This window comes from Burkholderia sp. Bp9012, assembly GCF_003853825.1.
In the GTDB taxonomy this organism is placed as follows: domain Bacteria; phylum Pseudomonadota; class Gammaproteobacteria; order Burkholderiales; family Burkholderiaceae; genus Burkholderia; species Burkholderia diffusa.
Map to the genome: position 1 here is coordinate 14,114 of NZ_QTQA01000029.1, position 24,363 is coordinate 38,476.

Below are 24,363 nucleotides of genomic sequence, written 5' to 3' on the forward strand. Positions count from 1 at the left end.
TTTACGAATCAAGCAGGAACCCACATGAGCGACATTCTCGACCGAATCATCGCCGTCAAGCGCGACGAAGTCGCGGCGGCCATGCGCAGCACGCCGCTCGAGGCACTGAAGCTGGACGCATCCGCGCGCGACCTGCGCGACTTCGTCGGCGCGCTGCGTGCGAAGCAGGCGGCCGGCAACGCGGCGGTGATCGCCGAAATCAAGAAGGCGAGCCCGTCGAAGGGCGTGCTGCGCGAGCATTTCGTGCCGGCCGACATCGCACGCTCGTATGCGGCGCACGGCGCCGCGTGCCTGTCGGTGCTGACCGACGAGCAATTCTTCCAGGGCAGTGTCCGCTATCTCGAGGAAGCGCGCGCGGCCTGCACGCTGCCGGTGCTGCGCAAGGACTTCATCGTCGATGCGTACCAGATTCTCGAAGCGCGCGCGATGGGCGCCGACGCGATCCTGCTGATCGCGGCCGCGCTCGACACGCCGCTGATGCAGGACCTCGAGGCGTATGCGCACTCGCTCGGCCTTGCGGTGCTGGTCGAAGTTCACGACCGCGACGAGATGGAACAGGCGCTGACGCTGAAGACACCGCTGCTCGGCATCAACAACCGCAACCTGCGCACGTTCGAGACGTCGATCCAGACCACGCTCGACATGCTCGACATGATTCCGCCGGACCGCATGGTCGTGACCGAGTCGGGCATCCTGTCGCGCACCGACGTCGACACGATGCGCGCGGCGAACGTGAACGCGTTCCTCGTCGGCGAGGCGTTCATGCGCGCCGAGCAGCCGGGCGAGGAACTCGCGCGGATGTTCTTCTGATGGCGATCGAAAAGGAAATCAAGCTTGCGCTGCCGGCCGGCGAGGCCGATGCCGCGCGGCGCTTTTTCGAGACGCTGACCGGCGAAGCCGGCGATGTCATCGCGCTCGCGAACGTCTACTACGACACGCCCGATCTCGCGCTGGCCCGTTCGAAAAGCGCGGTGCGCGTGCGCCGCACGCCGCACGGCTGGCTGCAGACGTTCAAGACGGTCGGCAGCGCGGAAGCCGGCCTGCATCGCCGCCATGAATGGGAGTTGCCCGTCGCCGGCGATGCGCTCGAAATCGATGCGCTCGTCTCCGCGTGCGACGTGCCGAACGCGGCCACCGCGCTGCGCGACGCGGCGCCGGCGCTGCACGCGCTGTTCCGGACGGATTTTTCGCGTACGCTGTGGCGCATCGCAATCGGCGGCGCAACCGTCGAGGCCGCAGTGGACATCGGCGAGATCGTCGTCCAGGCGGAAAACGATACGCGCCGCGAACCGATCAGCGAAATCGAACTCGAACTGATCGACGGCCCGGAAGCTGCGCTCGCGACACTCGCCGCCGAACTGCAGCAAGCGCTGCCGGGCCTCGCCCCCGAAAACATCAGCAAGGCGCAGCGCGGCTACCGGCTGCGCGCGCAATAAACCCGCATCACGCATGGCAACCCGCAAGACTCTCCGCACGCCGCAACAGGCGTCGCTGTTCGACGATCCCGTGCCGGAAACGGCGCTGGACGATGTTTCCGCCTCGGCGCCCGCGCCGGCCGCGGCTGGGCGCAGGCCCGCAAAGAAGCCCGCGGCAGCCGCCCCGGCCTCCGCCGCGCCGCAGCCCGCTGCCGCCGCGCACGTCCCACACCTCGCCGCGCAGTTCGACGCGCTGCCGGCCGTCTGGCGCGACGTGCTGAAACCCTTCATCGACAGCGATGCGTATGCACCGCTGTGCCGCTTCGTCGACGACGAACGCGCGGCCGGCAAGACGGTCTACCCGACCGACGTGTTTCGGGCGTTGCGCCTGACAAGCCCGGACGACGTGAAGATCGTGATCCTCGGCCAGGACCCGTACCACGGCGACGACCGCGGTACGCCGCAGGCGCATGGCCTGGCGTTCTCGGTGCCGCCGGCCGTGCGCACGCCGCCGTCGCTGCGCAACATCTTCAAGGAAATCGCCGCGAATTTCGGCCACGACACGCCGCGTCACGGCTGCCTCGATACCTGGGCGCGCCAGGGCGTGCTGCTGCTCAACACCGTGCTGACGGTCGAGCGCGGCGCGGCCGCGAGCCACGCGAGGCGCGGCTGGGAACAATGCACGGACACGCTGATCCGCGAACTCGCCAGCCGCCATCGCGGCCTCGTGTTCATGCTGTGGGGCGCGCATGCGCAGGCGAAGCGCGCGCTATTCGATGCGAGCGCGCACTGCGTGCTCGAGGCGCCGCATCCGTCGCCGCTGTCCGCACACCGCGGCTTCCTCGGTTGCCGCCACTTCGCGCTCGCGAACGACTATCTGGTCGAAGCGGGTCGCGAGCCGATCGACTGGCGCCTGCCGGAGGTGGCCGAAACGCTCGCGTAACCGTTCCGCGTTCAACTTCCAGCTTTCGTCCGCATCACGTGAAAACGCCGCGCCCCTTTCGGGACGCGGCGTTTTTTTATCTGGCGACGCAGCGGGTGCAACGCACCCGCATCGGCCTTACGCGGCAGCGATCGCTTCGCGGGCGCCGGCGAGCGCGGCGCTCTGTGCATCCGGCCCGAGGTTCAGGCCTTCCGCGTGGATGAAGCTCACGTCGGTCAAGCCGATGAAGCCGAGGAACGTGCGCAGGAACGGCGTCTGGCTGTCGTTCGGCGTGCCGAGGTACTTGCCGCCGCGCGCCGTCACTACGTGAACCTTCTTGCCCTTGATCAGGCCTTCCGGACCGTTCTCGGTGTAGCGGAACGTGACGCCTGCACGGGCGATCCAGTCGAAATACGTCTTCAGTTGCGACGAGACACCGAAGTTGTACATCGGTGCGCCGATCACGATGATGTCGGCGGCCTGCAGTTCAGCGATCAGTGCATCGCTCTTCGCGACGATCGCATTCTGTTCCGCGTTGCGCTGGTCGGCCGGCGTGAAGAATGCGCCGAGCACCGATTCATCGAGGTGCGGCAGCGCGTCGGCCAGCAGGTCGCGAACCACGACCTTCGCGCCGGGGTTCGATTGTTGCAGCTTTGCCGTCAGTTCGTTGGCCAGCAGCGTGGATTGCGCACCTTGCGAGCGCGCCGCGGAATTGATTTGCAGAATGGTCGTCATGTCAGGCTCCGGTTTGGTTGCGCTTCGGTAGCGCGAGTGACGCCATTGTGCGTGGCCGCATGGTCGCGAAAAAGCGGGTTCAAGGCGACGGATTGTTGCAACAGCAGAACAATCGTTGATCGCACCCCGAAACCCGCTCGTGCATGCTCAGCCCTTCAGCCAGGCTTCCCGGGCCTTGTGCGCGGCAGCCGGCTTTGCGGCGGCCGTGAGCCGGTAGCGCGCGACTTCCGGCCCGTCGAGCTTCAGTTTCGCGGTCCGCAGCTCGTCACGGCGGAATGCATGCACCTCGACCTTGTCGCCCGGGCGGTAGCGCGCGAGCAGCGTGTCGAGGTTCGTGCCGGTGACGCGCAGCCCGTCGAGCGCGATCAGCGTGTCGCCGGCCGACAGGCCCGCGCGATGCGCGCCGCCGCCTTCGTATACCGCCGCCAGCGTGCAGTCCGCGCCGCCGCGCAGGCGCGCGCCGATCGTCGGCTTCGCGGCCGCGCCAGGCGCGACTTCGGGCGCGAGCGTCACGCCGAACGGCGCGAGCAATTCGGCGAGCGGCAGGTCGCGCGTGCCGTGCACGGCGTCGGAGAACAGCCTGCCGAGCGCGACGCCCGTCGCTTCCTCGATCAGCGTCTCGACCTCGTTTTCCTCGACGCCCGCCTGCTTGCCGCGATAGAACTCGCGTCCGTAGCGTTGCCACAGCAAGCGCATCACGTCGTCGAGCGACTTGCGATTGCGCGTCTGCGCGCGGATCGCGAGATCGAACGCGAGCGCGACAAGCGAACCCTTCGTGTAGTAGCTGACGATCGCATTGGTCGCGTTCTCGTCCTGGCGGTAGTACTTGATCCACGCGTCGAACGAACTTTCCGCGACGCTCTGCTTCAGCCGCCCCGTGCCGCGCAGCACGCCGCCGATGGTGCGCCCGAGCGCCGCGAAATATTCGTCCTGCGACATCAGCCCGCTGCGCACGAGCATCAGATCGTCGTAATACGAGGTGAAGCCCTCGAACAGCCACAACAGCGACGTGTAATTTTCGCGCGCGAGGTCATACGGCACGAACGCGGCCGGCTTGATACGCTTCACGTTCCACGTATGGAAATACTCGTGGCTGCACAGGCCGAGGTACGTGCGATAGCCCTCCGTCGTCTCCGGCCGGCCCTTCACCGGCAGATCGGTGCGGTTGCAGATCAGCGCGGTCGACGCACGGTGCTCGAGGCCGCCGTAGCCGTCGCTGACCGCGAGCGTCATGAACACGTAGCGGTCCATCGGCGCCTTCTTCGACTTCGGCTCGAACAGCGCGATCTGCGCCTCGCACACGCGCTTCAGGTCGGCGCGCAGCCGCTCCATGTCGAGCTGCGTCACGCGCCCGGCGATCACGATGTCGTGCGGCACGCCGTGCGCGTCGAACGTCGCCAGCGCGAATTCGCCGATCGTCACCGGATGGTCGGTGAGTTCGTCGTAGTTCGATGCGCGGTACCCGCCGAACCCATAGCGCCGGGTGCCGCGTGCCTCGGGCAGCGACGTACCGACGCGCCACGTGCGGAATGCCGGGCCCGCCGGTTTCGCGATGTCGACCTCGCACGGCGCAGCCTCGTGGCCGGCGACGCTCAGGAACACGGCCGTGGCATTGAAGAAGCCGCCCGATTCGTCGAGATACGCGGAGCGGACCGACAGGTCCCACGCGTACACGTCGTAGCGCAGCGTCAGCGCGCCGTTCACCGGTGCGGCCTGCCACGTGTTCTTGTCGGTTTTCGCGATCCGCACCTTGCGGCCCGCGTCGTTGAACGCGGCGAGCGTCACGATGTTGCGCGCGAACTCGCGCACGAGGTAGCTGCCGGGAATCCACACCGGCAGCGAGAAGCGCTGGCCTTCGGGATCGGGATCGGCGACCGTCACCGACACTTCGAACAGGTGCGCGGCAAGATCTTTCGGGGCAATCGAATAACGGATCGGCTGGGTCATCGTGGGAATCGGACGAAAATCGGACGGAATACGGCAGCGGAAACGAAGAGAGGCGCCGGCTGATATCGCGGGCGCCCCTCGCTGGCCGGGCCATGCAGCCCGGGGTGTCGGTCAGTTTACTTGCTCGACGCGAGCGCCTGGTTCAGCTGGTCGGCCGACACCGCGCCCGGCAGGCGGCGGCCGTCGGGCAGGAAGATCGTCGGCGTGCCGGTGACGTTCATCCCCCGGCCGAGCGCGAGGTTCTTGTCGAGCGCGGTCGTATCGCAGGTGCCGGCGCCGGTCGGCACGCGATGGTCGAGCATCCAGCTCTGCCAGGTTTTCGCGCGGTCGGTCGCGCACCAGATCGCCTTCGACTTCGCGGTCGAATCGGGCGACAGTACCGGATACAGGAACGTGTAGACGGTCACGTTGTCGATCGACTGCAACGTCGTCTCGAGGCGCTTGCAGTACGGGCAGTTCGGATCGGAGAACACAGCGATCTTGCGTGCGCCGTTGCCCTTGACGACCTTGATCGCGTTCGCGAGCGGCAGGCTCGCGAAATCGATCTTGTTGAGGTCGGAAAGGCGCGCGTCGGTCAGGTTCTTGTGCGTCTTGGTGTCGACGAGATCGCCGAGCAGCACGTAGTCGCCGGCTGCATCGCTATAGATGATCTGCGTACCGAGGTTCACTTCGTACAGGCCCGCGACCGGAGATTTCGACACGCTCTTGATCGGCGCGTCGTTGCCGAGACGCGCTTGCAGCGTGGCTTTCAGCTTGTCGGTGGTCTGGTCGGCCTGCGCGGTGCAGCCGAGCGTCGCCATCGTGACGGCCATCGCCAGCGATGCGATGCGGATCGTTTTTTTCATCCTGTAGTTCCTTCAGCTCAATCGGAGTGCACGTCACAGTGTACGCCGTAACGGAACCCTGTCCGACAGGCCGAAGGCGCGAAGGTTCGATCAGCCGAGCGCGGCCGACACGAGCCAGCGCTTCACGAGCGGTTGCGCACCGACGAACGCCATGCCCGCGTTGCGCACCGCCTTCGCAAAGGAGCCAGGCACCGCGAACAGCCGCTGCAGCCCGTCGGTCGCGACCATCAACGCGCGGATGTCCTCGCGGCGCGAACGCTCGTAGCGGCGCAGCAGCACCGTATCGCCGAGGTTGCGGAAGCTCTCCTTGTTCGCGATCGCATCGGCGAGCGCCGCGACGTCGCGCAGCCCGAGGTTCATCCCTTGCCCCGCGAGCGGGTGGATCAGATGCGCGGCATCGCCGACGAGTGCGACACGCGGGGCGATCAGCTTGTCGACGGTCTGCAGCGCGAGCGGGAAGCCGGCCGCGGGCGTCACGCATTCGAGTGCCCCGACCTGACCGTGCGACACGCGCTCGACTTCGGCCGCGAGCTGCGCCGGATCGAGTGCGAGCAATTCGTCCGCGTGCGCGGTGTGCGCGGACCACACGAGCGATACGTGACCGTCCGGCAGCGGCAGCAACGCGATGATCTCGCCTTCGTGAAACCACTGGCAGGCCGTCTCGCGGTGCGGCAGCGATGCCTTGAAGTTCGCGACGACGCCGGTTTGCCGGTAGTCGCGCCGTTCGACCTTGGCCCCCATTTGCGAGCGCACCCACGAATGCGCGCCGTCGGCGCCGACGACGAGATCGGCTTCCAGCACCTGCCCCGACGACAGCGTGAGCACGGCCGCGTCGTCGTGCACGTCGAAGCCCTGCGCGCGCGCATCGAACCACGTGAGGTTCGGCTGGAACCGCAGCGCGGCATCGAGCGACGTCTCGATCAGCGACGATTCGGCGATCCAGGCCAGTTGCGGCACGGAGGCCTGGTACGCGGAGAAATGCAGTTCCGCGTGCGCATCGCCGTACACGCGCATGTCGTAGACCGGCGCGAGCCGGCCATGGTCGAGCGCCTGCCAGACTCGCAGCCGCTCCAGCAAGGCCTGCGAGCTGGACGACAGCGCGTAGATGCGCGTGTCGAACGCGAGATCGGCCGGGCGCGGCGTGGCCGGCTGGGCGAGCAAGGCGGTCTTGTAGCCGGACTGGGTCAGCGCGAGCGCGGCCGTCTTGCCGACGAGCCCGCCGCCGACCACGGCGACGTCGAAGGTGTGGTGGGCAGTCATGGCGGGCATTATAGCCGCGGGGCCAATCCCTTACGCGGCCGGACTTTGCGGGAAATCAGCATAATCGCGGGCCGGCCCGGCAGCGCGACGGCCCGCCGCATCGGGCATTCGGGGGAAGGCCGGAAACCGGGGCGTCGGCACGGTACAATAGCGCCTTTGAACGTCGGCCCGCCGCGCCCCACGCGCCGGCCGTCCCTATTTTCCCGCGCCGCCGTGCCCTGTCCGGCCGCGCCGCCTTACCCGTCCGAAGGATTCCATGAGTCTCAAATGCGGCATCGTCGGCTTGCCCAACGTCGGCAAGTCCACCCTGTTCAATGCACTGACCAAGGCCGGCATCGCCGCCGAGAACTACCCGTTCTGCACGATCGAACCGAACGTCGGCATCGTCGAGGTGCCGGACGCGCGCCTGAAGGCGCTCGCCGAGATCATCAACCCGGAGCGCATCGTGCCGGCCGTCGTCGAATTCGTCGACATCGCAGGCCTCGTCGCGGGCGCGAGCAAGGGTGAAGGCCTCGGCAACCAGTTCCTCGCGAACATCCGCGAAACCGATGCGATCACGCACGTCGTGCGCTGCTTCGAGGACGACAACGTCATCCACGTCGCGGGCAAGGTCAGCCCGATCGACGACATCGAAGTGATCAACACCGAACTCGCGCTCGCCGACCTCGGCACCGTCGAGAAGGCGCTCACCCGCTACTCGAAGGCCGCGAAGTCGGGCAACGACAAGGAAGCGGTGAAGCTCGCTGCGGTGCTCGAAAAGGTTCGCGCGCATCTCGACCAGGGCAAGGCCGTGCGCGGCCTGGATCTGTCGGACGACGAGCAGGCGCTGCTCAAGCCGTTCTGCCTGATCACGGCGAAGCCGGCGATGTACGTCGCGAACGTGAAGGACGACGGCTTCGAGAACAACCCTCATCTCGACGCAGTGCGCAAGTACGCGGAAAGCGAGAACTCGCCGGTCGTCGCGGTGTGCGCAGCGATCGAAGCGGAAATCGCCGATCTCGACGATGCGGACAAGGAAGCGTTCCTCGCCGACATGGGCATGGAAGAGCCGGGCCTCGACCGCGTGATCCGCGCGGGCTTCAAGCTGCTCGGCCTGCAGACCTACTTCACCGCGGGCGTGAAGGAAGTGCGCGCGTGGACGATCCATATTGGCGACACGGCACCGCAAGCGGCCGGCGTGATCCACACCGATTTCGAGCGCGGCTTCATTCGCGCACAGACGATCGCATTCGACGATTTCGTCGCGTACAAGGGCGAACAGGGTGCGAAGGAAGCCGGCAAGATGCGCGCGGAAGGGAAGGAATACGTCGTGCACGACGGCGATGTGATGAACTTCCTGTTCAACGTCTGATACGTGCAATGCCGATGCCGTGCGATACGCTCGGCATCGCCTGATGCGCATCCGGAACGAAAAGCAAATGGGCCGATTGGCAAATGCCAATCGGCCCATTTTTCATCCACGGACTTGCCCGTCGGCCAAAGACGAGCACCGCTGCCCGCCTTCGGATCGTCACGTCATCACGTCGCCGACACCCGCCGCCCAGCACCTGCTCGCGCATCACGACCGCGCTTGTTCAACCACGAAGCAAACAACACGAGCAGCGCGAGCACGGCCGTCGCCCCCACTTCCATCCGGTGTTCCTCGCTGACGAACATCACGGTCAGCGTGCCGCAGATGAACACGATCACCGCCCACGTGAGCCACGGGAACAGCCACATCCGCAGCGTCAGGTCGGCGCCGCTCGATTCGAGCGTCTTGCGCATCCGCAGCTGCGAAATCGCGATCACGAGATACACGAGCAGCGCGATCGCGCCCGACGTCGCCAGCAGGAAGCCGAATACCTGCTCCGGCATCAGGTAGTTCGCGATCACGGTCAGGAAACCGAATGCGGTCGATGCGAGCACGGCCGCACGCGGCGTGCCGGTCGAATCGGTGCTATGCAGGAACGCGGGCGCGTCCTTGCGCTTGGACAGCGAGAACAGCATCCGCGATGCGGTGTAGAGCGCGGAATTCAGGCAGCTCGCGACGGACACGAGCACGATCACGTCGATGATCGCCTTCGCGTTCGGAACCCCGATCAGTTCCATCGCGCGCTGATACGAGCCGTGCTTCGGCAGCAGCGGATCGTTCCACGGCACGATGGCCGCGACGACGAGGATCGAGCCGAGATAGAACAGCGTGATACGCCAGATGACGGAGTTCGTCGCACGCACGATCTGGCGTTGCGGGTTGTCCGACTCGGCGGCCGCGATCGTCACGATCTCGGTGCCGAGAAACGAGAACATCGTCGTCAGCATCGCCGCGAGCACCGCGCCGGCGCCGTTCGGCATGAAGCCCTGGTGCGCGAAGAGGTTCGACACGCCCGATACGGCCGGCGCGGGCACGATACCGACGATCGCCGCGCCGCCGATGCATAGGAACACGACGATCGCGATGACCTTGATCAGCGCGAACCAGAATTCGAATTCGCCGTAGTTCTTGACCGAGAAGAGGTTGGTGATCGTCAGCAGCAACGTGATGCCGAGCGCGAAGATCCAGGTCGCGACGCCGGGGAACCATGCATTGAGAATGGTCGCGGCGGCCGTCGCCTCGATCGGGATCACGAGCACCCAGAACCACCAGTACAGCCAGCCGATGGTGAAACCGGCCCAGTGGCCGATCGCGCGATCGGCATAGGTCGAGAACGAACCGCTGTCCGGATGCGCGACGGCCATCTCGCCGAGCATGCGCATCACCAGCACGACCAGGACGCCCGCGATCGCATACGCGAGGATCGAAGCCGGGCCGGCTTCCGCGATCGCGTGGCCGGAGCCAACGAACAAGCCGGCGCCGATGACGCCGGCAATCGACATCATCGTCACGTGACGCTGCTTCAGACCCGTGCCGAGGCCTGTCTTGCTTCCACTCATGTGTCTCTCTCCAAAAAACGGTTCCGATATGACCGGGTATCGCATGAAGGCGGCGCGGGATTTGTCGTTGTTGATCCGGCAGCCCGCCGCGCATGCGCGGCACGCGGGCAGGGAGCATGATCGAGCCTGTTCCGGTCGGTGCGCGCCGCGGTCTGCGAAGCTGCGGGTGCGATGCGGCACACGGGGCGCCGGCGCATCGCGTGCGCCCTTTCCGTCGGCTGTTGGTCAGCCGCCTTCGAAGCGAAGGAGTGTAAGCATCAAACGGTTCTTGACTAAGAACCAATTGAAGAATTTCGATGGAACCACTTGTTGCATCGATGCGAACCGATGCAACGCTTGGTCCGGTTCGGCGTCCGCTCATGAGCCGCCGGATCGGGAAACGCGCGGTGAGACATGCCGCCCGACATCGCAACGGACGCATTCCGTCAAGGTGGTTTGTGTGCCGCGCAGGCGCTGCGCCGGATGCTCAGGTCGCGCCGCCCGGCCCTGCGTCCCGCCATTTGGCCGGCACGATCGCGCGCCATTCTCGCAGAAGCAGGTTTTTCACGGCGTCAGGATGCGCGGCCGACAAGCGCACCAGCACGATCGGCCAGCCCGCATAGTGATCGGTCACGTAATACACGTCGGGCTCCGATTCGATCAGCCACGCGCGCTCGTCGGGGCCGACGCCCCGCACGACGAGCGTGTCGCCGTCCTCGCGCAGGCGCGCGAGCATCTTGCCCTTCACCCTGAGTGCGGGCGTGCCGTACGACTTGCCTTCCTCGACACCCCGCCATGCCAGCACGACCTGCCGAACTTCGTCGAATGTCACGATGCGCCTCCGCCCGTTGGTGATCGACGTCCCGGACACCGTAGCGGAAATCGAGGGTGGCGCCTAGCCGAGCAGCGTCTGGCCGCGCGCCCGGCGACACGCGTCTAGCGGCCCGCCGCGCACGCCGCCACCGGCGCGCGCCCCGTGGCGGCAACGATCGCAAACGCGATCGCATTCGCGGCCGCGCTGGCCAGGATCGGCACGAGATAGCCGCCGCCCGCGTCGTAGATGAAACCGGCGGCGGCAGGCCCGATCAGCGTGCCGAACGCGACGCTCGTGTACAGCATGCCGATGATCGCGCTCACGTTGCGGCCGCCGAAGTAGTCCATCACGACGGCCGGCAGCACGGCGACCCAGCCGCCGTAGAACACGCCGAACACGAGTGCGAACGCGGCCAGCGTCGCGACGCTTCCGGCACCGGCCCACGCCAAGAGCGCGGCCGCCATGCCTGCGAACATCGCGAGCAGCGACGCGCGGCGGCCGAAGCGGTCGGCGACGCCGCCGAGGAAGAAGCGCCCTGCCGTGCTGCCGACGCCGATCGCGCCGAGCAGCAGCACGGCCGTCGACTGCGCGACGCCGTGATCGAGCGCGTACGGCACGAGATGCACGAACGGCACGAACACGCCGAACGAGCAGACGAGGCATGCCGCATACAGGCTCGCGAACGGTCGCGACGTGACGGCTTCGCGCACGGTCGCGCCGGCGGGCACCGATGAAGTGGCACCGGGCTGCCCGTCGCGCGATTGCGCACGCGCCGCATCGCCGTCGGGCAGCAATCCGCGCCCGCGCGGATCGTTCTCGATCAGCAGCGACATGCCCGCGCCCACCACTACCGCGATCGCCGCGAGGGTGACGTACGCGCCGCGCCAGCCGACGTGCGCGATCAGCGCGGATGCGAGCGGCGGCATCACGAGCGTGCCGACGCCGATCCCCGCGACCGCGAGCCCCGACGCGAAGCCGCGCCGCCGCACGAACCAGCGTTGCACGGCGCCGACGGCCGGCACGTACGCGCAGCCGACGCCGAGGCCGACACCGAGCCCGTACGCGACATAGACCTGCAGCAGCGTATGCGCGGCACCGGCCGCCGCGAGACCCGCTGCCGTCAGCAACATGCCGGCGACGGCGAGCCGCCGCGAGCCGAAGCGATCGGCAAGCGGGCCGCTGACGATGCCGAAGCCGAAATACAGGAAGCCGGCCAGCGAGAACACGAGCGAGATCTGCCCGCGCGATGCCGCGAAATCACGCTGCAGCGATTCGACGAACGCGCTGAACGTGTACGCACTGCCGAAGCCGACGAACGTGACGGCGAACGCGGCCGCCACCACATACCAGCCGTAGAAGACGCGCGATGCGCGCAGGCTGCCCATGACGATCCTCCTTTCAGGTTCCGCCGGACGCCGCACGGCATCCGGATTGCCTCATGGATATAGTTGAACTATGTTGATCGCATCGACAGCGCAAAACCCGCTCACCACGGATACGATCCAATGCAACAACGGTACTCGTGCACGCTCGTTGCCTCAAACGATATTTCATCGGTCTTTCGCTTTAGAAAAACTCAATGATCCGTTCACGCCTTCCACCGCTCAACGCGTTGCGTGCGTTCGAGGCGGCCGCCCGCCACCTGTCGGTGAAATCGGCGGCCGAGGAGTTGTCGGTCACGCCGGGGGCGGTGAGCCAGATGATCCGCACGCTCGAGACGCATCTCGGCGTACAGCTGTTCGAGCGCGTGAATCGCGGCATCCTGCTGACCGCCGCGGGCCGCGACTACCTGCCGCCCGTGCGCAACGCGTTCAGGCAGATCGCCGACGCGTCGCAGCGTGTGTCGGGGGCCGCCGACAGCGGCGTGCTGACGGTGAGCGTCACACCCTTTTTTGCGTCCGCGTGGCTCGTGCCGCGCCTCGCGCAGTTCCGCGACGCGTGCCCGGACGTCGACCTGCAGATCGTCACGAGCCACGCGCTCGCCGATTTCTCGCGCGACGGCGTCGACGTCGCGATCCGCCACGGTCTCGGCCGCTACATCGGGCTATGCAGCGAACGGTTGCTCACCGTGGAGATCGTCGCGCTGGCGGCGCCGCCACTCGTCGCGCGGCTGGGCCTTCCGGCCACACCCGCCGACCTGGCCGGATGGCCGCATCTGCACGACGCCGAGCGCAAGGGCTGGCACATCTGGTTCGACGCGCAGCGAATCGCTGATTTCGGCCCGCCGCGCGGCCCCGCGTTCGACGATTCCGGCCTGTTGCTGCAGGCGATCCTCGCCGGCCAGGGCGCCGGCCTGCTGCCGGCGGCGATGGTGCGCGACGAGCTCGCGAGCGGCCGGCTCGTGCAGCTTGCCGACGTCGCCTGGCTCGACGATTTCGCGTACTACCTCGTCTATCCGCCGCATCATGCGGAACGCACGAAAGTCGCCGCGTTCCGCCGATGGATTCTCGAGGCCGCACAGGCCGACGGCGCGGCATCGATGACCGGCGCGGCGTAGCGTCGCTGCCCCTCAAGGCTGCGGCAACGATCTTCGGCCGATCGGCTAACATGCGGCCCGCACCCGACAACGACATCCGGAGAGCGACCATGCCTGCCCTGCTCCGCCGCATGACGCGCATCGCGACCCTGTCGGCCGCGCTGTTCGTCGCGTGTGCCGCCCTGCCGCCCGCGGCGCACGCGTATCGCGCGTCGCCCGGCTACGCTAACGAAGCCGACCTCGACCGGCACGACACGTACCGCAATCGCGACGGCGACACCGTCCATGCGCCGGCCCACTCGAAATCGGGCCGCGTGCCCGAGGGCGCGAGCGCGCGCTGTCGCGACGGCACGTACAGTTTCAGCCGCCATCGGCGCGGCACCTGCTCGGGGCACGGCGGCGTCGCCGCGTGGCTGTGAACGCGGGTCGGCCGGATGGCCTGCGCGGTGCCAGCGGCAGCCGGCGGCGAAGTACAATACGCGCTCGCGCCGCCAACCCGCGGCGACACCGCCGCGCCCCGCGCGGCACGCTCCGTACCGAATTTCCCGACGCCACGCACGCCCGCGAGCTGCGCGGCCGTCTTAACCTTTTCTGACTTTCACACCCGAATGGCCCAATACGTTTTCACGATGAACCGGGTCGGCAAGATCGTGCCGCCCAAGCGCCAGATCCTGAAGGACATCTCGCTGTCGTTCTTTCCCGGCGCGAAGATCGGCGTGCTCGGCCTGAACGGCTCGGGCAAGTCGACGCTGATCCGCATCATGGCGGGCGTCGACAAGGACATCGAAGGCGAAGCGACGCCGATGCCGAACCTGAACATCGGCTACCTGCCGCAGGAACCGCAGCTCGACCCGACGAAGACGGTGCGCGAAGCCGTCGAGGAAGGCCTTGGCGACCTGTTCCAGGCGAACAAGAAGCTCGAGGAAATCTACGCCGCGTATGCGGAACCGGACGCCGACTTCGACGCACTCGCGGCCGAGCAGGCGAAGTACGAAGCGATCCTCGCGTCGAGCGACGGCGGCAGCCCCGAGCAGCAGCTCGAAGTGGCCGCCGACGCGCTGCGCCTGCCGGCGTGGGACGCGAAGATCGAGCACCTGTCGGGCGGCGAAAGGCGCCGCGTCGCGCTGTGCAAGCTGCTGCTCGAGAAGCCGGACATGCTGCTGCTCGACGAACCGACCAACCACCTCGACGCCGAATCGGTCGACTGGCTCGAGCAGTTCCTGGTGCGTTTCCCGGGCACGGTCGTCGCCGTCACCCACGATCGCTACTTCCTCGACAACGCGGCCGAGTGGATTCTCGAACTCGACCGCGGCCACGGCATTCCGTGGAAGGGCAACTACAGCAGCTGGCTCGACCAGAAGGAAGAGCGCCTGAAGCAGGAAGAAGCGTCGGAATCGGCGCGCCAGAAGGCGATCAAGAAGGAACTGGAGTGGGTGCGCCAGAACCCGAAGGGTCGCCAGGCGAAATCGAAGGCGCGTATCGCGCGCTTCGAGGAGCTGAACAGCCAGGAATACCAGAAGCGCAACGAAACGCAGGAAATCTTCATTCCGGTCGGCGACCGCCTCGGCAATGAAGTGATCGAGTTCAAGAACGTCAGCAAGTCGTTCGGCGACCGCCTGCTGATCGACAACCTGAACTTCAAGATTCCGGCCGGCGCGATCGTCGGCATCATCGGCCCGAACGGCGCCGGCAAGTCGACGCTGTTCAAGATGCTGACCGGCAAGGAACAACCGGATTCGGGCGAAGTCGTGCTTGGCCCGACCGTGAAGCTCGCGTATGTCGACCAGAGCCGCGACGCGCTCGACGGCTCGAAGACGGTGTTCGAAGAAATCTCGGGCGGCGCCGACGTGCTGACGGTCGGCAAGTACGAAACGCCGTCGCGGGCGTACATCGGCCGCTTCAACTTCAAGGGTGGCGACCAGCAGAAGATCGTCGGCAACCTGTCCGGCGGCGAACGCGGCCGCCTGCACCTGGCGAAGACGCTGATCTCCGGCGGCAACGTGCTGCTGCTCGACGAACCGTCGAACGACCTCGACGTCGAAACGCTGCGCGCGCTGGAAGACGCGCTGCTCGAATTCGCGGGCTCCGTGATGGTGATCTCGCACGATCGCTGGTTCCTCGACCGGATCGCGACGCACATCCTTGCGTTCGAAGGCGATTCGCAGGTCACGTTCTTCGACGGCAACTACCAGGAATACGAAGCCGACAAGCGTGCGCGTCTCGGCGAGGAAGCCGCGAAGCCGAAGCGTCTGCGCTACAAGCCGATCAGCCGCTAAACGGAGCGGCCCGTGCACCCGGCCACGCGGAGCCGGATGCAGAAAGCGGCCGCTGCCGGCTCCGCAAAACGAAAAAGCGGGCTCGTGGCCCGCTTTTTTGCATTCGTCTGCCGTCGTCTGCCGGAAGACTACGCGAGCGCGCCCAGCTCGCGCAAACGCGCCTCGGTCGCGGCCGCGCTCGTGTGATGAATGCCGTGCCAGCCGAGCGCCGTCGCGGCCGCCGCGTTCTTCGCATTGTCGTCGATGAACACGAGTTCGTGCGGCGCGATGCCCGGCAGGAGCGGATCGATCCGCGCATGCATTTCGCGGTAGATCGCCGGATCGGGTTTCACGAGTTTCACGCGGCCCGACACGACGATGTCCTTGAAGCGCCGCAGCACCGGGAAGTTGTCCCACGCATACGGAAACGTCTGCGCGGACCAGTTGGTCAGCCCGAAGAGCGGCATTCCCTGCGCGTCGAGCCGGTCGACGAGCGCGGCGCCTTCGTCGAGCACGCCGCCGATCATCTCGTGCCAGCGCGCGTAGAACGCGCGGATCAGCGCCTCGTGCGCCGGAAACTTCGCGACGAGCTCGCTCGTCCCTTCGTCGATCGTCTGCCCGCCGTCCTGGCGGATCACCCACTCCATCGCGCACACATGCGTGAGGAACCACCGGCGCTCGGCTTCGTCCGGAATCAGTTGCCGGTACAGATACTCGGGGCTCCAGTCGATCAGCACGCCGCCGAAATCGAACACCACCGCCTTGATCGTCATGCGAACTCCGCGGCGAGCACGTCGGCAAGCGGACGCGGCGTCACCGAATTGCCCGACAGCGTATTGTTTTCCCACACGAAGTGGTGATGCGCGACGATCTGTGCGGCCGACAGGTGCGTGCGCTCGTTCGTCGTGTGCAGGTCGGACACGACGGTCGTCCGATAGCCGAGCAGTGCCGCGCGGCGTGCAGCCGAATCGACACAGAACTCGGTCGCATAGCCGCAGATCAGCACCGAGCGGATGCCGTGGCCGTCGAGCTGCGCGGCGAGCGGCGTGTCGTGGAACGAATCGCTCATCTGCTTGCGGATGCGCCAGTCGGCACGACCGACGATCAGTTCCTCGTGCATTTCCCAGCCGGGCGTGCCGGGAACGATATCGTCGTCCGCGTCGCCGTCGTGCTGCACGAAGCACACGGGCGCGTTCGCCGCGCGCGCCGCCGCCGTCAGCCGGTTGATGCCCGACACGACGTCGTCGAGCCGGTACGCGGGCCGCGCCCGCTGCACCAGCCCGCGCTGCATGTCGATCACGATCACTGCGGTGTCTGCCATCGGTTGCCCTCTCGATCATGGTCCGGCCGTCGCGCGGCCGTTGTCGCTCGTTGCGCCTGGCGTCAGATCGGCTGCGTGCGCGCGTCGAGCCACGCCTTCGCATCGCCGCTCACGTGCCGGCCGACGCGCTCACGCACGGTCGCGTGATATGTGTTCAGCCACGCGCGCTCCTCTTCATGCAGCATCTCGACCAGCACGCAGCGCGTGTCGATCGGACAGAGCGTCAGCGTCTCGAACGCGAGGAAGTCGCCGAACTCGGTCTGCCCGCCCGCGCGGTTCACGACCAGGTTCTCGATCCGGATGCCCCATTTGCCGGGCCGGTACACGCCCGGCTCGATCGACGTGATCATCCCCTCTTCCATCGCGGTGTACGGCTCGGCCGGCGCGTAGTGCGAGATGACCTGCGGGCCCTCGTGCACGTTCAGGAAGTAGCCGACGCCGTGGCCGGTGCCGTGACCGTAGTCGAGCCCGGCCGCCCACATCGGCGCGCGCGCGATCGCGTCGAGCATCGGCGAGCGGATGCCGCGCGGGAAGCGCGCACGCGACAGCGCCATCATCGACTTCAGCACGATCGTGAAATCGCGGCGCTGCAGATCGCTGACGGTGCCGACCGGCACGACGCGCGTGATGTCGGTCGTGCCGGTCACGTACTGGCCGCCCGAATCGACGAGCAGCAGGCCGTCGCCCGCGATCGTCGCGTGCGACTCGGGCGTCGCGCGATAGTGCGGCATCGCACCGTTCGCGTTGAAGCCGGCGATCGTCGCGAAGCTCGGCGACACGTAGCCGGGGCGCCGTGCGCGCGCGGCAGTGAGCTGCTCGTCGATCGTCAGCTCGGTGATCGTCTCGCGGCTCACCGCCTGCTCGAACCACGCGAAGAATTCGGCGAGCGCGGCGCCGTCGTGCTCCATCGTCACGCGCACGTGCTCGATCTCGGCGGACGTCTTGCGCGACTTCGCGAACGTCGACGGGTTCACGGCCTCGACCAGCTTCACGCCGGCCGGCACGGCCTCGAGCGTGCCGAACGTCACGCGGCGCGGGTCGATCAGCAGCGTCGCGCCGTCGGGCAGCGCCGCGAGCGCCGCGCGCGCGGCGTCATACGCGCGAACCTCGACGCCGTCCCGCGCGAGCGACGCGGCCAGCGCCGGCGACACCTTGCCGTCGGCGACGAACAGCGTCGCGCGATCGGCGCCGATCATCGCGTGCGCGACGAACACCGGGTTGAAGTTGACGTCGGCGCCGCGCAGGTTGAACAGCCACGCGAGATCGTCGAGCGTCGACACGAAATGCCATTGCGCGCCCTGCGCGTGCATCGCGCGGCGCACTTCGGCGAGCTTGCTTGCGCGCGTCGTGTCGGCCTGCGGCGCCACGTGCTCGAACACCGCGTCGCCCGGCAGCCCCGGGCGCTCCGGCCAGATCGCGTCGAGCAGGTCGAGATCGGTGCGCAGCGCGATGCCGCGCGCGTTCAGCGCGGCCGTCAGCGCGCGTGCCGCCGCGACGCCGAGCACGGCACCGTCGACACCGACCGTCGCCCCGGCCGGCACGTTCTGAGCGAGCCAGTCGACATGCGGCGCGCTTTGCTGGCCGCCCGTCATCTTCATCAGCTGGACGCCCGTGCCGGCGAGTTCCGCTTCGGCCTGCACCCAGTAACGGCTGTCGACCCACAAGCCCGCGAAATCCGCGGTCACGACCAGCGTGCCGACCGAGCCCGTGAAACCGGACAGCCAGCGGCGCGCCTGCCAGCGTTCGGGCAGGTACTCGGACAGGTGAGGATCGGCGGACGGCACGAGATAGGCGGCCAGGTCCTCGCGGACCATCGCACCGCGCAGCAGCGCGAGGCGGGCCGGCACCGACGAGACTTCGGGGAGACGGGCATTCATGATTTCACCTGAGAGCTTTCAGCGACGGGCAGACACCGCGACCGTCACGGCTACGGCGAGGAACGCGACACCGGTGCAGACCGGCCATTCGAGCGTTTCGCCATCGTAAAACAGTCCAGAGAGATTGCCGGCCATGCGCGCGGCGGCGGCGCCTGCGATGCCGACCAGCACCGCGATCCACCATGCCGGCCGGCCCGTGCGCCGCATCGGATGCAGCCACCGGCCGAACAGCCCGACGGCCGCTCCCAGGACAAGGATTCCAAACCAGTTCATTCGACGCCTTCTATAAATTCAGATTCGTCCCATAGGCGTGAACGTTGCCAGCGACTAGCATCGATTCATCCATCGAACCCGAGACCAGCCGGGCGCCGCGAACATTCGAGTGTAGGGGCCGACCCGACGTTATGGCAAGCGCGCTCCGGCAGCCGTATTGAAGAAATCCTCATGCGAATTGCCCTGATCGATCCGGAAGCACGTCATGCTGCGCTCCTGAACCGCCTCCTCTTCGCCGGCGGTCACGTGTGCCACACGTTTCCGTCCAGCACCGCGTTCTTCGAGTGGCTCGCTACCGACACCTGCGACATGCTGATCACCTGCAATTGGGCCGGCGATCAGCCGGCCGAGGAGGTCATTCCGCGTGCGCAAGCGATCCTGCCCGGCCTGCCGGCCATCGCCGTGATGCAGCTGCCGCGCGAAAGCGAAGTCGTGTCATGCCTGCACGCGGGCGCCGACGACTGCCTCGTGCGCCCGGTGAGCGGGCCCGAGCTGCTCGCACGGGTGAATGCGCTGAGCCGGCGCGCTGGCGTCCGGCGGCCGCCGAATCGCTCCCGCGAAATGTATGGGGAATACGCATTCGATGCGACCCACGGCCTCGTGCGCTTCGGCGACGTGGTCGTCTCGCTGACGCCGAAGGAGTTCCGCTTCGCGCAACTGCTGTTCGCGAACCTGTCCCGGCCCGTGTCGCGCGCCCATATCCTCGAAACCGTGTGGGCCCGCCGCCGCGACATGAAGTCGCGCACGCTCGACACGCACGCGTCCCGGCTGCGCAGCAAGCTGCAGTTGCTTCCCGAGCATGGCTACCGGCTTCTGCCGCTCTACGGCTACGGCTATCAGCTCGACCGCGTGCCGATCGAGCCCCCAAATTCGAGGCCGCGCCACGCTGATGCCCGGTATGCCGCGAGTGAGGAAATCACCGAAACGCTATAATATGGCGCTAAACGATAGCCCTCGATATGCAACTCCTCACGATCGGAATCAATCACCACACTGCGCCTGTCGCCCTGCGCGAACGCGTGGCGTTTCCGCTCGAGCAAATCAAGCCGGCTCTCGTCACGTTCAAGAACGTGTTCCTCGGCCCCCAGGCGCCCAATTCGCCCGAAGCGGCGATTCTTTCCACCTGCAACCGCACCGAACTCTATTGCGCGACCGATGATCGGGCCGCACGCGAGGGGGCGATTCGCTGGCTGTCGGAGTACCACCGGATTCCGGTCGACGAGCTCGCACCGCACGTCTACGCGCTGCCACAGTCGGAAGCCGTCCGGCACGCATTCCGCGTCGCGTCGGGCCTCGACTCGATGGTGCTCGGCGAAACGCAGATTCTGGGCCAGATGAAGGACGCGGTGCGCACGGCGACCGAAGCCGGCGCGCTCGGCACCTACCTGAACCAGCTGTTCCAGCGGACGTTCGCCGTCGCGAAGGAAGTGCGCGGCACGACCGAGATCGGCGCGCAATCGGTGTCGATGGCCGCCGCGGCCGTCCGCCTCGCGCAGCGCATCTTCGAAAAGGTATCGGATCAGCGCGTGCTGTTCATCGGCGCCGGCGAGATGATCGAGCTGTGCGCGACGCACTTCGCCGCGCAGAGCCCGCGCGAGCTCGTCGTCGCGAACCGCACGGCCGAACGCGGCCAGCGGCTCGCCGAACGCTTCAACGGCCGCGCGATGCCGCTGTCGGATCTGCCCGCCCGCATGCACGAATTCGACATCATCGTGTCGTGCACCGCGTCGACGCTGCCGATCATCGGCCTCGGCGCGGTCGAACGCGCGGTGAAGGCACGCCGCCATCGGCCGATCTTCATGGTCGACCTCGCGGTGCCGCGCGACATCGAGCCGGAAGTCGGCAAGCTGAAGGACGTGTTCCTCTACACCGTCGACGATCTCGGCGCGATCGTGCGCGAAGGCAACGCATCGCGCCAGGCCGCGGTTGCGCAAGCCGAGACGATCATCGAGACGCGTGTGCAGAATTTCATGCAGTGGCTCGACACGCGTAGCGTCGTGCCGGTGATTCGTCACATGCATACGCAGGCCGACGCGCTGCGCCGCGCGGAAGTCGAGAAGGCGCAAAAGCTGCTCGCGCGCGGCGACGATCCGGCGGCAGTCCTCGAAGCGCTGTCGCAGGCGCTCACCAACAAGCTGATCCACGGCCCGACGAGCGCGCTCAACCGCGTGAACGGCGCCGACCGCGATTCGCTGATCGACCTGATGCGCGGCTTCTACCAGCACGCGCCGCGCTCGAACGACCAGTCTGGCCACTAGCGCCGGCCGGTTGCTCTGCCGCCGGCCGGTCGTTGTCCTGCCGCCGGCCTATCCTTTCCGAATACCCTTGCCCCGGGAGCGCCGCTCCACACCATGAAGACGAGCATGCAACGCAAGCTCGACCAGCTGTCCACACGGCTGGCCGAACTGAACGACCTGCTGAGCCGCGAAAACGTCACGGCCGATCTCGACCAGTACCGCAAGCTGACACGCGAACATGCGGAACTCGGCCCGGTCGTCGAGCAGTACGCGCTGTGGCGCCAGTCGCGCAACGACGAAACCGCCGCGCAGGAGCTGCTCGCCGATCCGTCGATGCGCGATTTCGCCGAAGACGAGATCCGCAGCGCGCGAGAGAGCATGGCCCGCCTCGAGGTCGAGCTGCAGAAAATGCTGCTGCCGAAGGATCCGAACGATGACCGCAACATCTTCCTCGAAATCCGCGCGGGCACGGGCGGCGACGAATCGGCGCTGTTCGCGGGCGACCTGCTGCGCATGTACCTGCGCTTCGCGGAACGCCAGCGCTGGCAGGTCGAGATGATGTCGGAGAGCGCGTCGGATCTTGGCGGCTACAAGGAAGTGATCGTGCGGATCGCGGGCCAGGGCGCGTATTCGCGCCTGAAGTTCGAGTCGGGCGGCCATCGCGTGCAGCGCGTGCCGGCGACCGAGACGCAGGGGCGCATCCATACGTCCGCGTGCACGGTCGCGGTGATGCCGGAAGCCGACGAGATCGGCGAGGTCGAGATCAATCCGGCCGACCTGCGGATCGACACGTTCCGCGCATCCGGCGCGGGCGGCCAGCACATCAACAAGACCGATTCGGCGGTGCGCGTCACGCACATCCCGACCGGAATCGTCGTCGAATGCCAGGACGACCGTTCGCAGCACAAGAACAAGGATCGCGCGCTGAAGGTGCTTGCCGCACGCATCAAGGACAAGCAGTATCACGAGCAGCACGCGAAGGAAGCCGCGACGCGCAAGAGCCTGATCGGCTCCGGCGACCGCTCGGAGCGGATCCGCACTTACAACTTCCCGCAGGGCCGGATGACCGACCACCGGATCAACCTGACGCTGTACCGGCTCGAGGCGCTGATGGACGGCGATCTCGACGAACTGATCAGCGCGCTCGTCAGCGAGCATCAGGCCGAACTGCTCGCGTCGCTCGGCGACGCCGACTGAGATCGCGATGCCCGACACCACCGCCGACGATCTGCTGCGCGCGTCGCCGCTCGACGCGGTCGATGCGCGCGTGCTGCTCGCGCACGCGCTCGGCTGGACCCGCACGCAACTGATCACGCGCGGCGACGTGCCGCTCGACGCTGCCGCGGTCAAACGCTATCGCGCGCTCGAAGCGCGCCGCGTGGCCGGCGAGCCGGTCGCGCAGCTCGTCGGGATGCGCGAGTTCTTCGGCCGGCCGTTCGACGTGACGCCCGACGTGCTGATCCCGCGCCCCGAAACCGAACTGCTCGTCGAAGCCGCGCTCGACGCGATCGACGGACGACCGCATCCGACGGTGCTCGATCTGGGCACCGGCAGCGGCGCGATCGCCGTGTCGATCGCGGCCGAACGGCCCGATGCGCGCGTGTGGGCGCTCGACCGTTCGCCGGCCGCGCTCGCAGTCGCGCAACGCAACGCGAACAAGCTGCTCGACGCGCGCCGCCCCGGCGGCCCGCTGCACTGGCTGCAGAGCGACTGGTACGCCGCGCTCGATCCGGCACTCGCGTTCGACACGATCGTCAGCAACCCGCCGTACATCGCGCAGCACGATCCGCACCTCGCGCAGGGCGACCTGCGGTTCGAGCCGCGCGGCGCGCTCACCGACGATGCCGACGGTCTCAGCGCGATCCGCACGATCGTCGCGGGCGCCGGCGCCTACCTGAGACCCGGCGGCACGCTATGGATCGAGCACGGCTACGACCAGGCCGAAGCCGTGCGCACCTTGCTCGTGTCACGCGGCTTCATTTCGGTCCAGTCGCTCGCCGATCTGGCCGCGATCGAACGCACGACGGGTGGCCGCCTGCCCGGCTGATGGCCGGCCCGCCCGGTTGAAATCCGCTATCATTTCGTTCTAACGCCCCGCAAACGCAAGGTCAGTCATGGACACCCAACAACGTATCAAGCAAATCGTCGACGAAAACCAGGTCGTGCTCTTCATGAAGGGCAACGCGCAATTCCCGATGTGCGGCTTCTCGGGCCGCGCCGTGCAGGTGCTGAAGGCCTGCGGCGTCGACCAGTTCAAGACGGTCAACGTGCTGGAGGACGACGAAATCCGCCAGGGCATCAAGGAATTCTCGAACTGGCCGACCATCCCGCAGCTGTACGTGAAGGGCGAATTCATCGGCGGGTCGGACATCATGATGGAGATGTACCAGTCCGGCGAACTGCAGCAACTGTTCGCCGCCGCGTAACACTCCCTTCCCGATGGCATCTCCCAGTGCGCCGCCACGCCGGCTGATCGTCGCGATCACCGGCGCCACCGGTGCAGTCTATGGCGTGCGGCTGCTCGAATTGCTGCGCGCCGCCGGCGGCGTCGAAACGCATCTGCTCGTTTCGAACGCCGGCTGGCTCAATATCCAGCATGAACTGAAGCTGCCCAAGGCCGAGGTCGAAAGCCGGGCGGATGTCGTGCATTCGGTGCGCGATGTCGGCGCGACGATCGCATCCGGTTCGTTCGCGACCGATGGCATGGTGATCGCGCCCTGCTCGATGAAGACGCTCGCGAGCGTCGCGCACGGCCTGTCGGACAACCTGATCACGCGTGCGGCCGACGTCACGCTGAAGGAACGCCGCCGTCTCGTGCTGATGGTGCGCGAAACGCCGTTCAACCTCGCGCATCTGCGCAACATGACCGCCGTGACCGAAATGGGCGGCATCGTGTTTCCGCCGCTACCCGCGTTCTACGCGATGCCGAAGACGATCGAGGAACTCGTCGACCAGACCGTCACCCGCGTGCTCGACCTGTTCGCACTCAGTGCACCGATGACGGCGCCGTGGGCCGGCATCAGGCCGGCAGGGTAAGCCGCTCGACACGGCGCTCCGGCGTCGTTCTTCACGCATCTTCGCTGATTCGACCGTCTTC

24 protein-coding genes are annotated in these 24,363 nt (G+C 67.3%); 13 read left to right on the forward strand and 11 right to left on the reverse strand.

All coding sequences use genetic code 11. The annotated features are described in order from the left end of the window. The first annotated feature begins 24 nt into the window (after positions 1-24). Genes trpC through DIE11_RS30140 form a run of 3 tightly spaced genes read left to right on the forward strand, consistent with a single transcriptional unit; the run spans position 25 to position 2,358 of the window. Positions 25-810: an indole-3-glycerol phosphate synthase TrpC gene (trpC, locus tag DIE11_RS30130; protein WP_059608055.1), complete on the forward strand. Its 786-nt coding sequence runs from the start codon at positions 25-27 to the stop codon at positions 808-810. Beyond that, a complete protein-coding gene (locus DIE11_RS30135) occupies positions 810-1,436 on the forward strand; it encodes a CYTH domain-containing protein (protein WP_124629067.1) in 627 nt (208 codons plus the stop codon). The genes trpC and DIE11_RS30135 overlap by 1 nt, the downstream gene beginning before the upstream one ends. A 13-nt stretch (positions 1,437-1,449) precedes the next feature. Beyond that, positions 1,450-2,358, forward strand: coding sequence for a uracil-DNA glycosylase (locus DIE11_RS30140; protein ID WP_124629069.1), 909 nt, complete (start codon positions 1,450-1,452; stop codon positions 2,356-2,358). A gap of 117 nt (positions 2,359-2,475) precedes the next feature. Here DIE11_RS30140 and DIE11_RS30145 read toward each other — a convergent pair whose 3' ends face one another. The 4 genes from DIE11_RS30145 to DIE11_RS30160 all read right to left on the reverse strand — a co-directional run bounded on the left by DIE11_RS30145 (position 2,476) and on the right by DIE11_RS30160 (position 7,133). Beyond that, entirely contained in the window at positions 2,476-3,072 is a 597-nt protein-coding gene (locus tag DIE11_RS30145) for an FMN-dependent NADH-azoreductase (protein WP_059608052.1), read from the reverse strand. A gap of 147 nt (positions 3,073-3,219) precedes the next feature. Continuing rightward, complete coding sequence (locus DIE11_RS30150; protein WP_124629071.1) at positions 3,220-5,019, reverse strand: M61 family metallopeptidase; 1,800 nt, start codon at positions 5,017-5,019, stop codon at positions 3,220-3,222. A gap of 116 nt (positions 5,020-5,135) precedes the next feature. Next, positions 5,136-5,864: a DsbC family protein gene (locus tag DIE11_RS30155; protein ID WP_124629072.1), complete on the reverse strand. Its 729-nt coding sequence runs from the start codon at positions 5,862-5,864 to the stop codon at positions 5,136-5,138. 90 nt (positions 5,865-5,954) lie between these two features. Next, positions 5,955-7,133 (reverse strand): UbiH/UbiF family hydroxylase, encoded by a 1,179-nt coding sequence (locus DIE11_RS30160; RefSeq protein WP_059608049.1) that lies wholly within the window; start codon positions 7,131-7,133, stop codon positions 5,955-5,957. Between the two features lie 247 nt (positions 7,134-7,380). Between DIE11_RS30160 and ychF the strand changes: the two genes are divergently transcribed. Then, positions 7,381-8,475, forward strand: coding sequence for a redox-regulated ATPase YchF (ychF, locus tag DIE11_RS30165; RefSeq protein ID WP_059608048.1), 1,095 nt, complete (start codon positions 7,381-7,383; stop codon positions 8,473-8,475). A gap of 167 nt (positions 8,476-8,642) precedes the next feature. Here ychF and gabP read toward each other — a convergent pair whose 3' ends face one another. The 3 genes from gabP to DIE11_RS30180 all read right to left on the reverse strand — a co-directional run bounded on the left by gabP (position 8,643) and on the right by DIE11_RS30180 (position 12,212). After that, positions 8,643-10,034, reverse strand: coding sequence for a GABA permease (gene gabP / locus DIE11_RS30170; RefSeq protein ID WP_059600629.1), 1,392 nt, complete (start codon positions 10,032-10,034; stop codon positions 8,643-8,645). A gap of 466 nt (positions 10,035-10,500) precedes the next feature. Next, positions 10,501-10,845 (reverse strand): MmcQ/YjbR family DNA-binding protein, encoded by a 345-nt coding sequence (locus DIE11_RS30175; protein ID WP_059600634.1) that lies wholly within the window; start codon positions 10,843-10,845, stop codon positions 10,501-10,503. A gap of 104 nt (positions 10,846-10,949) precedes the next feature. Continuing rightward, positions 10,950-12,212: an MFS transporter gene (locus DIE11_RS30180; protein ID WP_124629074.1), complete on the reverse strand. Its 1,263-nt coding sequence runs from the start codon at positions 12,210-12,212 to the stop codon at positions 10,950-10,952. A 194-nt stretch (positions 12,213-12,406) separates the two neighbouring features. Between DIE11_RS30180 and gcvA the strand changes: the two genes are divergently transcribed. The 3 genes from gcvA to ettA all read left to right on the forward strand — a co-directional run bounded on the left by gcvA (position 12,407) and on the right by ettA (position 15,579). Continuing rightward, complete coding sequence (gcvA, locus tag DIE11_RS30185; protein WP_124629076.1) at positions 12,407-13,324, forward strand: transcriptional regulator GcvA; 918 nt, start codon at positions 12,407-12,409, stop codon at positions 13,322-13,324. A gap of 89 nt (positions 13,325-13,413) precedes the next feature. Then, positions 13,414-13,722, forward strand: a complete 309-nt coding sequence (locus DIE11_RS30190; RefSeq protein ID WP_059532727.1) for a DUF3761 domain-containing protein — start codon at positions 13,414-13,416, stop codon at positions 13,720-13,722. 189 nt (positions 13,723-13,911) lie between these two features. Next, a complete protein-coding gene (ettA, locus tag DIE11_RS30195; RefSeq protein WP_124629078.1) occupies positions 13,912-15,579 on the forward strand; it encodes an energy-dependent translational throttle protein EttA in 1,668 nt (555 codons plus the stop codon). 128 nt (positions 15,580-15,707) lie between these two features. Here the strand turns inward: ettA and DIE11_RS30200 are convergent, their stop codons facing one another. From DIE11_RS30200 to DIE11_RS30215, 4 genes are all read right to left on the reverse strand, one after another. After that, positions 15,708-16,331, reverse strand: coding sequence for an HAD family hydrolase (locus tag DIE11_RS30200; protein ID WP_124629081.1), 624 nt, complete (start codon positions 16,329-16,331; stop codon positions 15,708-15,710). Further along, positions 16,328-16,879 (reverse strand): cysteine hydrolase family protein, encoded by a 552-nt coding sequence (locus tag DIE11_RS30205; protein WP_124629083.1) that lies wholly within the window; start codon positions 16,877-16,879, stop codon positions 16,328-16,330. The genes DIE11_RS30200 and DIE11_RS30205 overlap by 4 nt, the downstream gene beginning before the upstream one ends. A 62-nt stretch (positions 16,880-16,941) precedes the next feature. Next, positions 16,942-18,756: an aminopeptidase P family protein gene (locus DIE11_RS30210; RefSeq protein WP_124629085.1), complete on the reverse strand. Its 1,815-nt coding sequence runs from the start codon at positions 18,754-18,756 to the stop codon at positions 16,942-16,944. An 18-nt stretch (positions 18,757-18,774) separates the two neighbouring features. Continuing rightward, positions 18,775-19,029 carry a hypothetical protein gene (locus DIE11_RS30215; RefSeq protein WP_059449757.1) on the reverse strand — a complete coding sequence of 85 codons (255 nt, stop codon included), beginning with the start codon at positions 19,027-19,029 and terminating at the stop codon, positions 18,775-18,777. 171 nt (positions 19,030-19,200) lie between these two features. Here DIE11_RS30215 and DIE11_RS30220 point away from each other — a divergent pair, with 171 nt between their 5' ends. The 6 genes from DIE11_RS30220 (at position 19,201) to DIE11_RS30245 (ending at position 24,302) form a co-directional block, all read left to right on the forward strand. Continuing rightward, positions 19,201-19,962 carry a response regulator transcription factor gene (locus DIE11_RS30220; RefSeq protein WP_059607892.1) on the forward strand — a complete coding sequence of 254 codons (762 nt, stop codon included), beginning with the start codon at positions 19,201-19,203 and terminating at the stop codon, positions 19,960-19,962. A gap of 26 nt (positions 19,963-19,988) precedes the next feature. Then, positions 19,989-21,287, forward strand: a complete 1,299-nt coding sequence (hemA, locus tag DIE11_RS30225; RefSeq protein WP_059607891.1) for a glutamyl-tRNA reductase — start codon at positions 19,989-19,991, stop codon at positions 21,285-21,287. Positions 21,288-21,380: 93 nt separating this feature from the next. Further along, complete coding sequence (gene prfA / locus DIE11_RS30230; protein WP_124629087.1) at positions 21,381-22,463, forward strand: peptide chain release factor 1; 1,083 nt, start codon at positions 21,381-21,383, stop codon at positions 22,461-22,463. A gap of 7 nt (positions 22,464-22,470) precedes the next feature. After that, complete coding sequence (prmC, locus tag DIE11_RS30235; RefSeq protein ID WP_124629089.1) at positions 22,471-23,313, forward strand: peptide chain release factor N(5)-glutamine methyltransferase; 843 nt, start codon at positions 22,471-22,473, stop codon at positions 23,311-23,313. 67 nt (positions 23,314-23,380) lie between these two features. Beyond that, positions 23,381-23,692 carry a Grx4 family monothiol glutaredoxin gene (gene grxD / locus DIE11_RS30240; protein WP_011883132.1) on the forward strand — a complete coding sequence of 104 codons (312 nt, stop codon included), beginning with the start codon at positions 23,381-23,383 and terminating at the stop codon, positions 23,690-23,692. A gap of 13 nt (positions 23,693-23,705) precedes the next feature. Next, complete coding sequence (locus DIE11_RS30245; protein ID WP_124629092.1) at positions 23,706-24,302, forward strand: UbiX family flavin prenyltransferase; 597 nt, start codon at positions 23,706-23,708, stop codon at positions 24,300-24,302. The last annotated feature ends 61 nt before the right edge of the window (positions 24,303-24,363 follow it).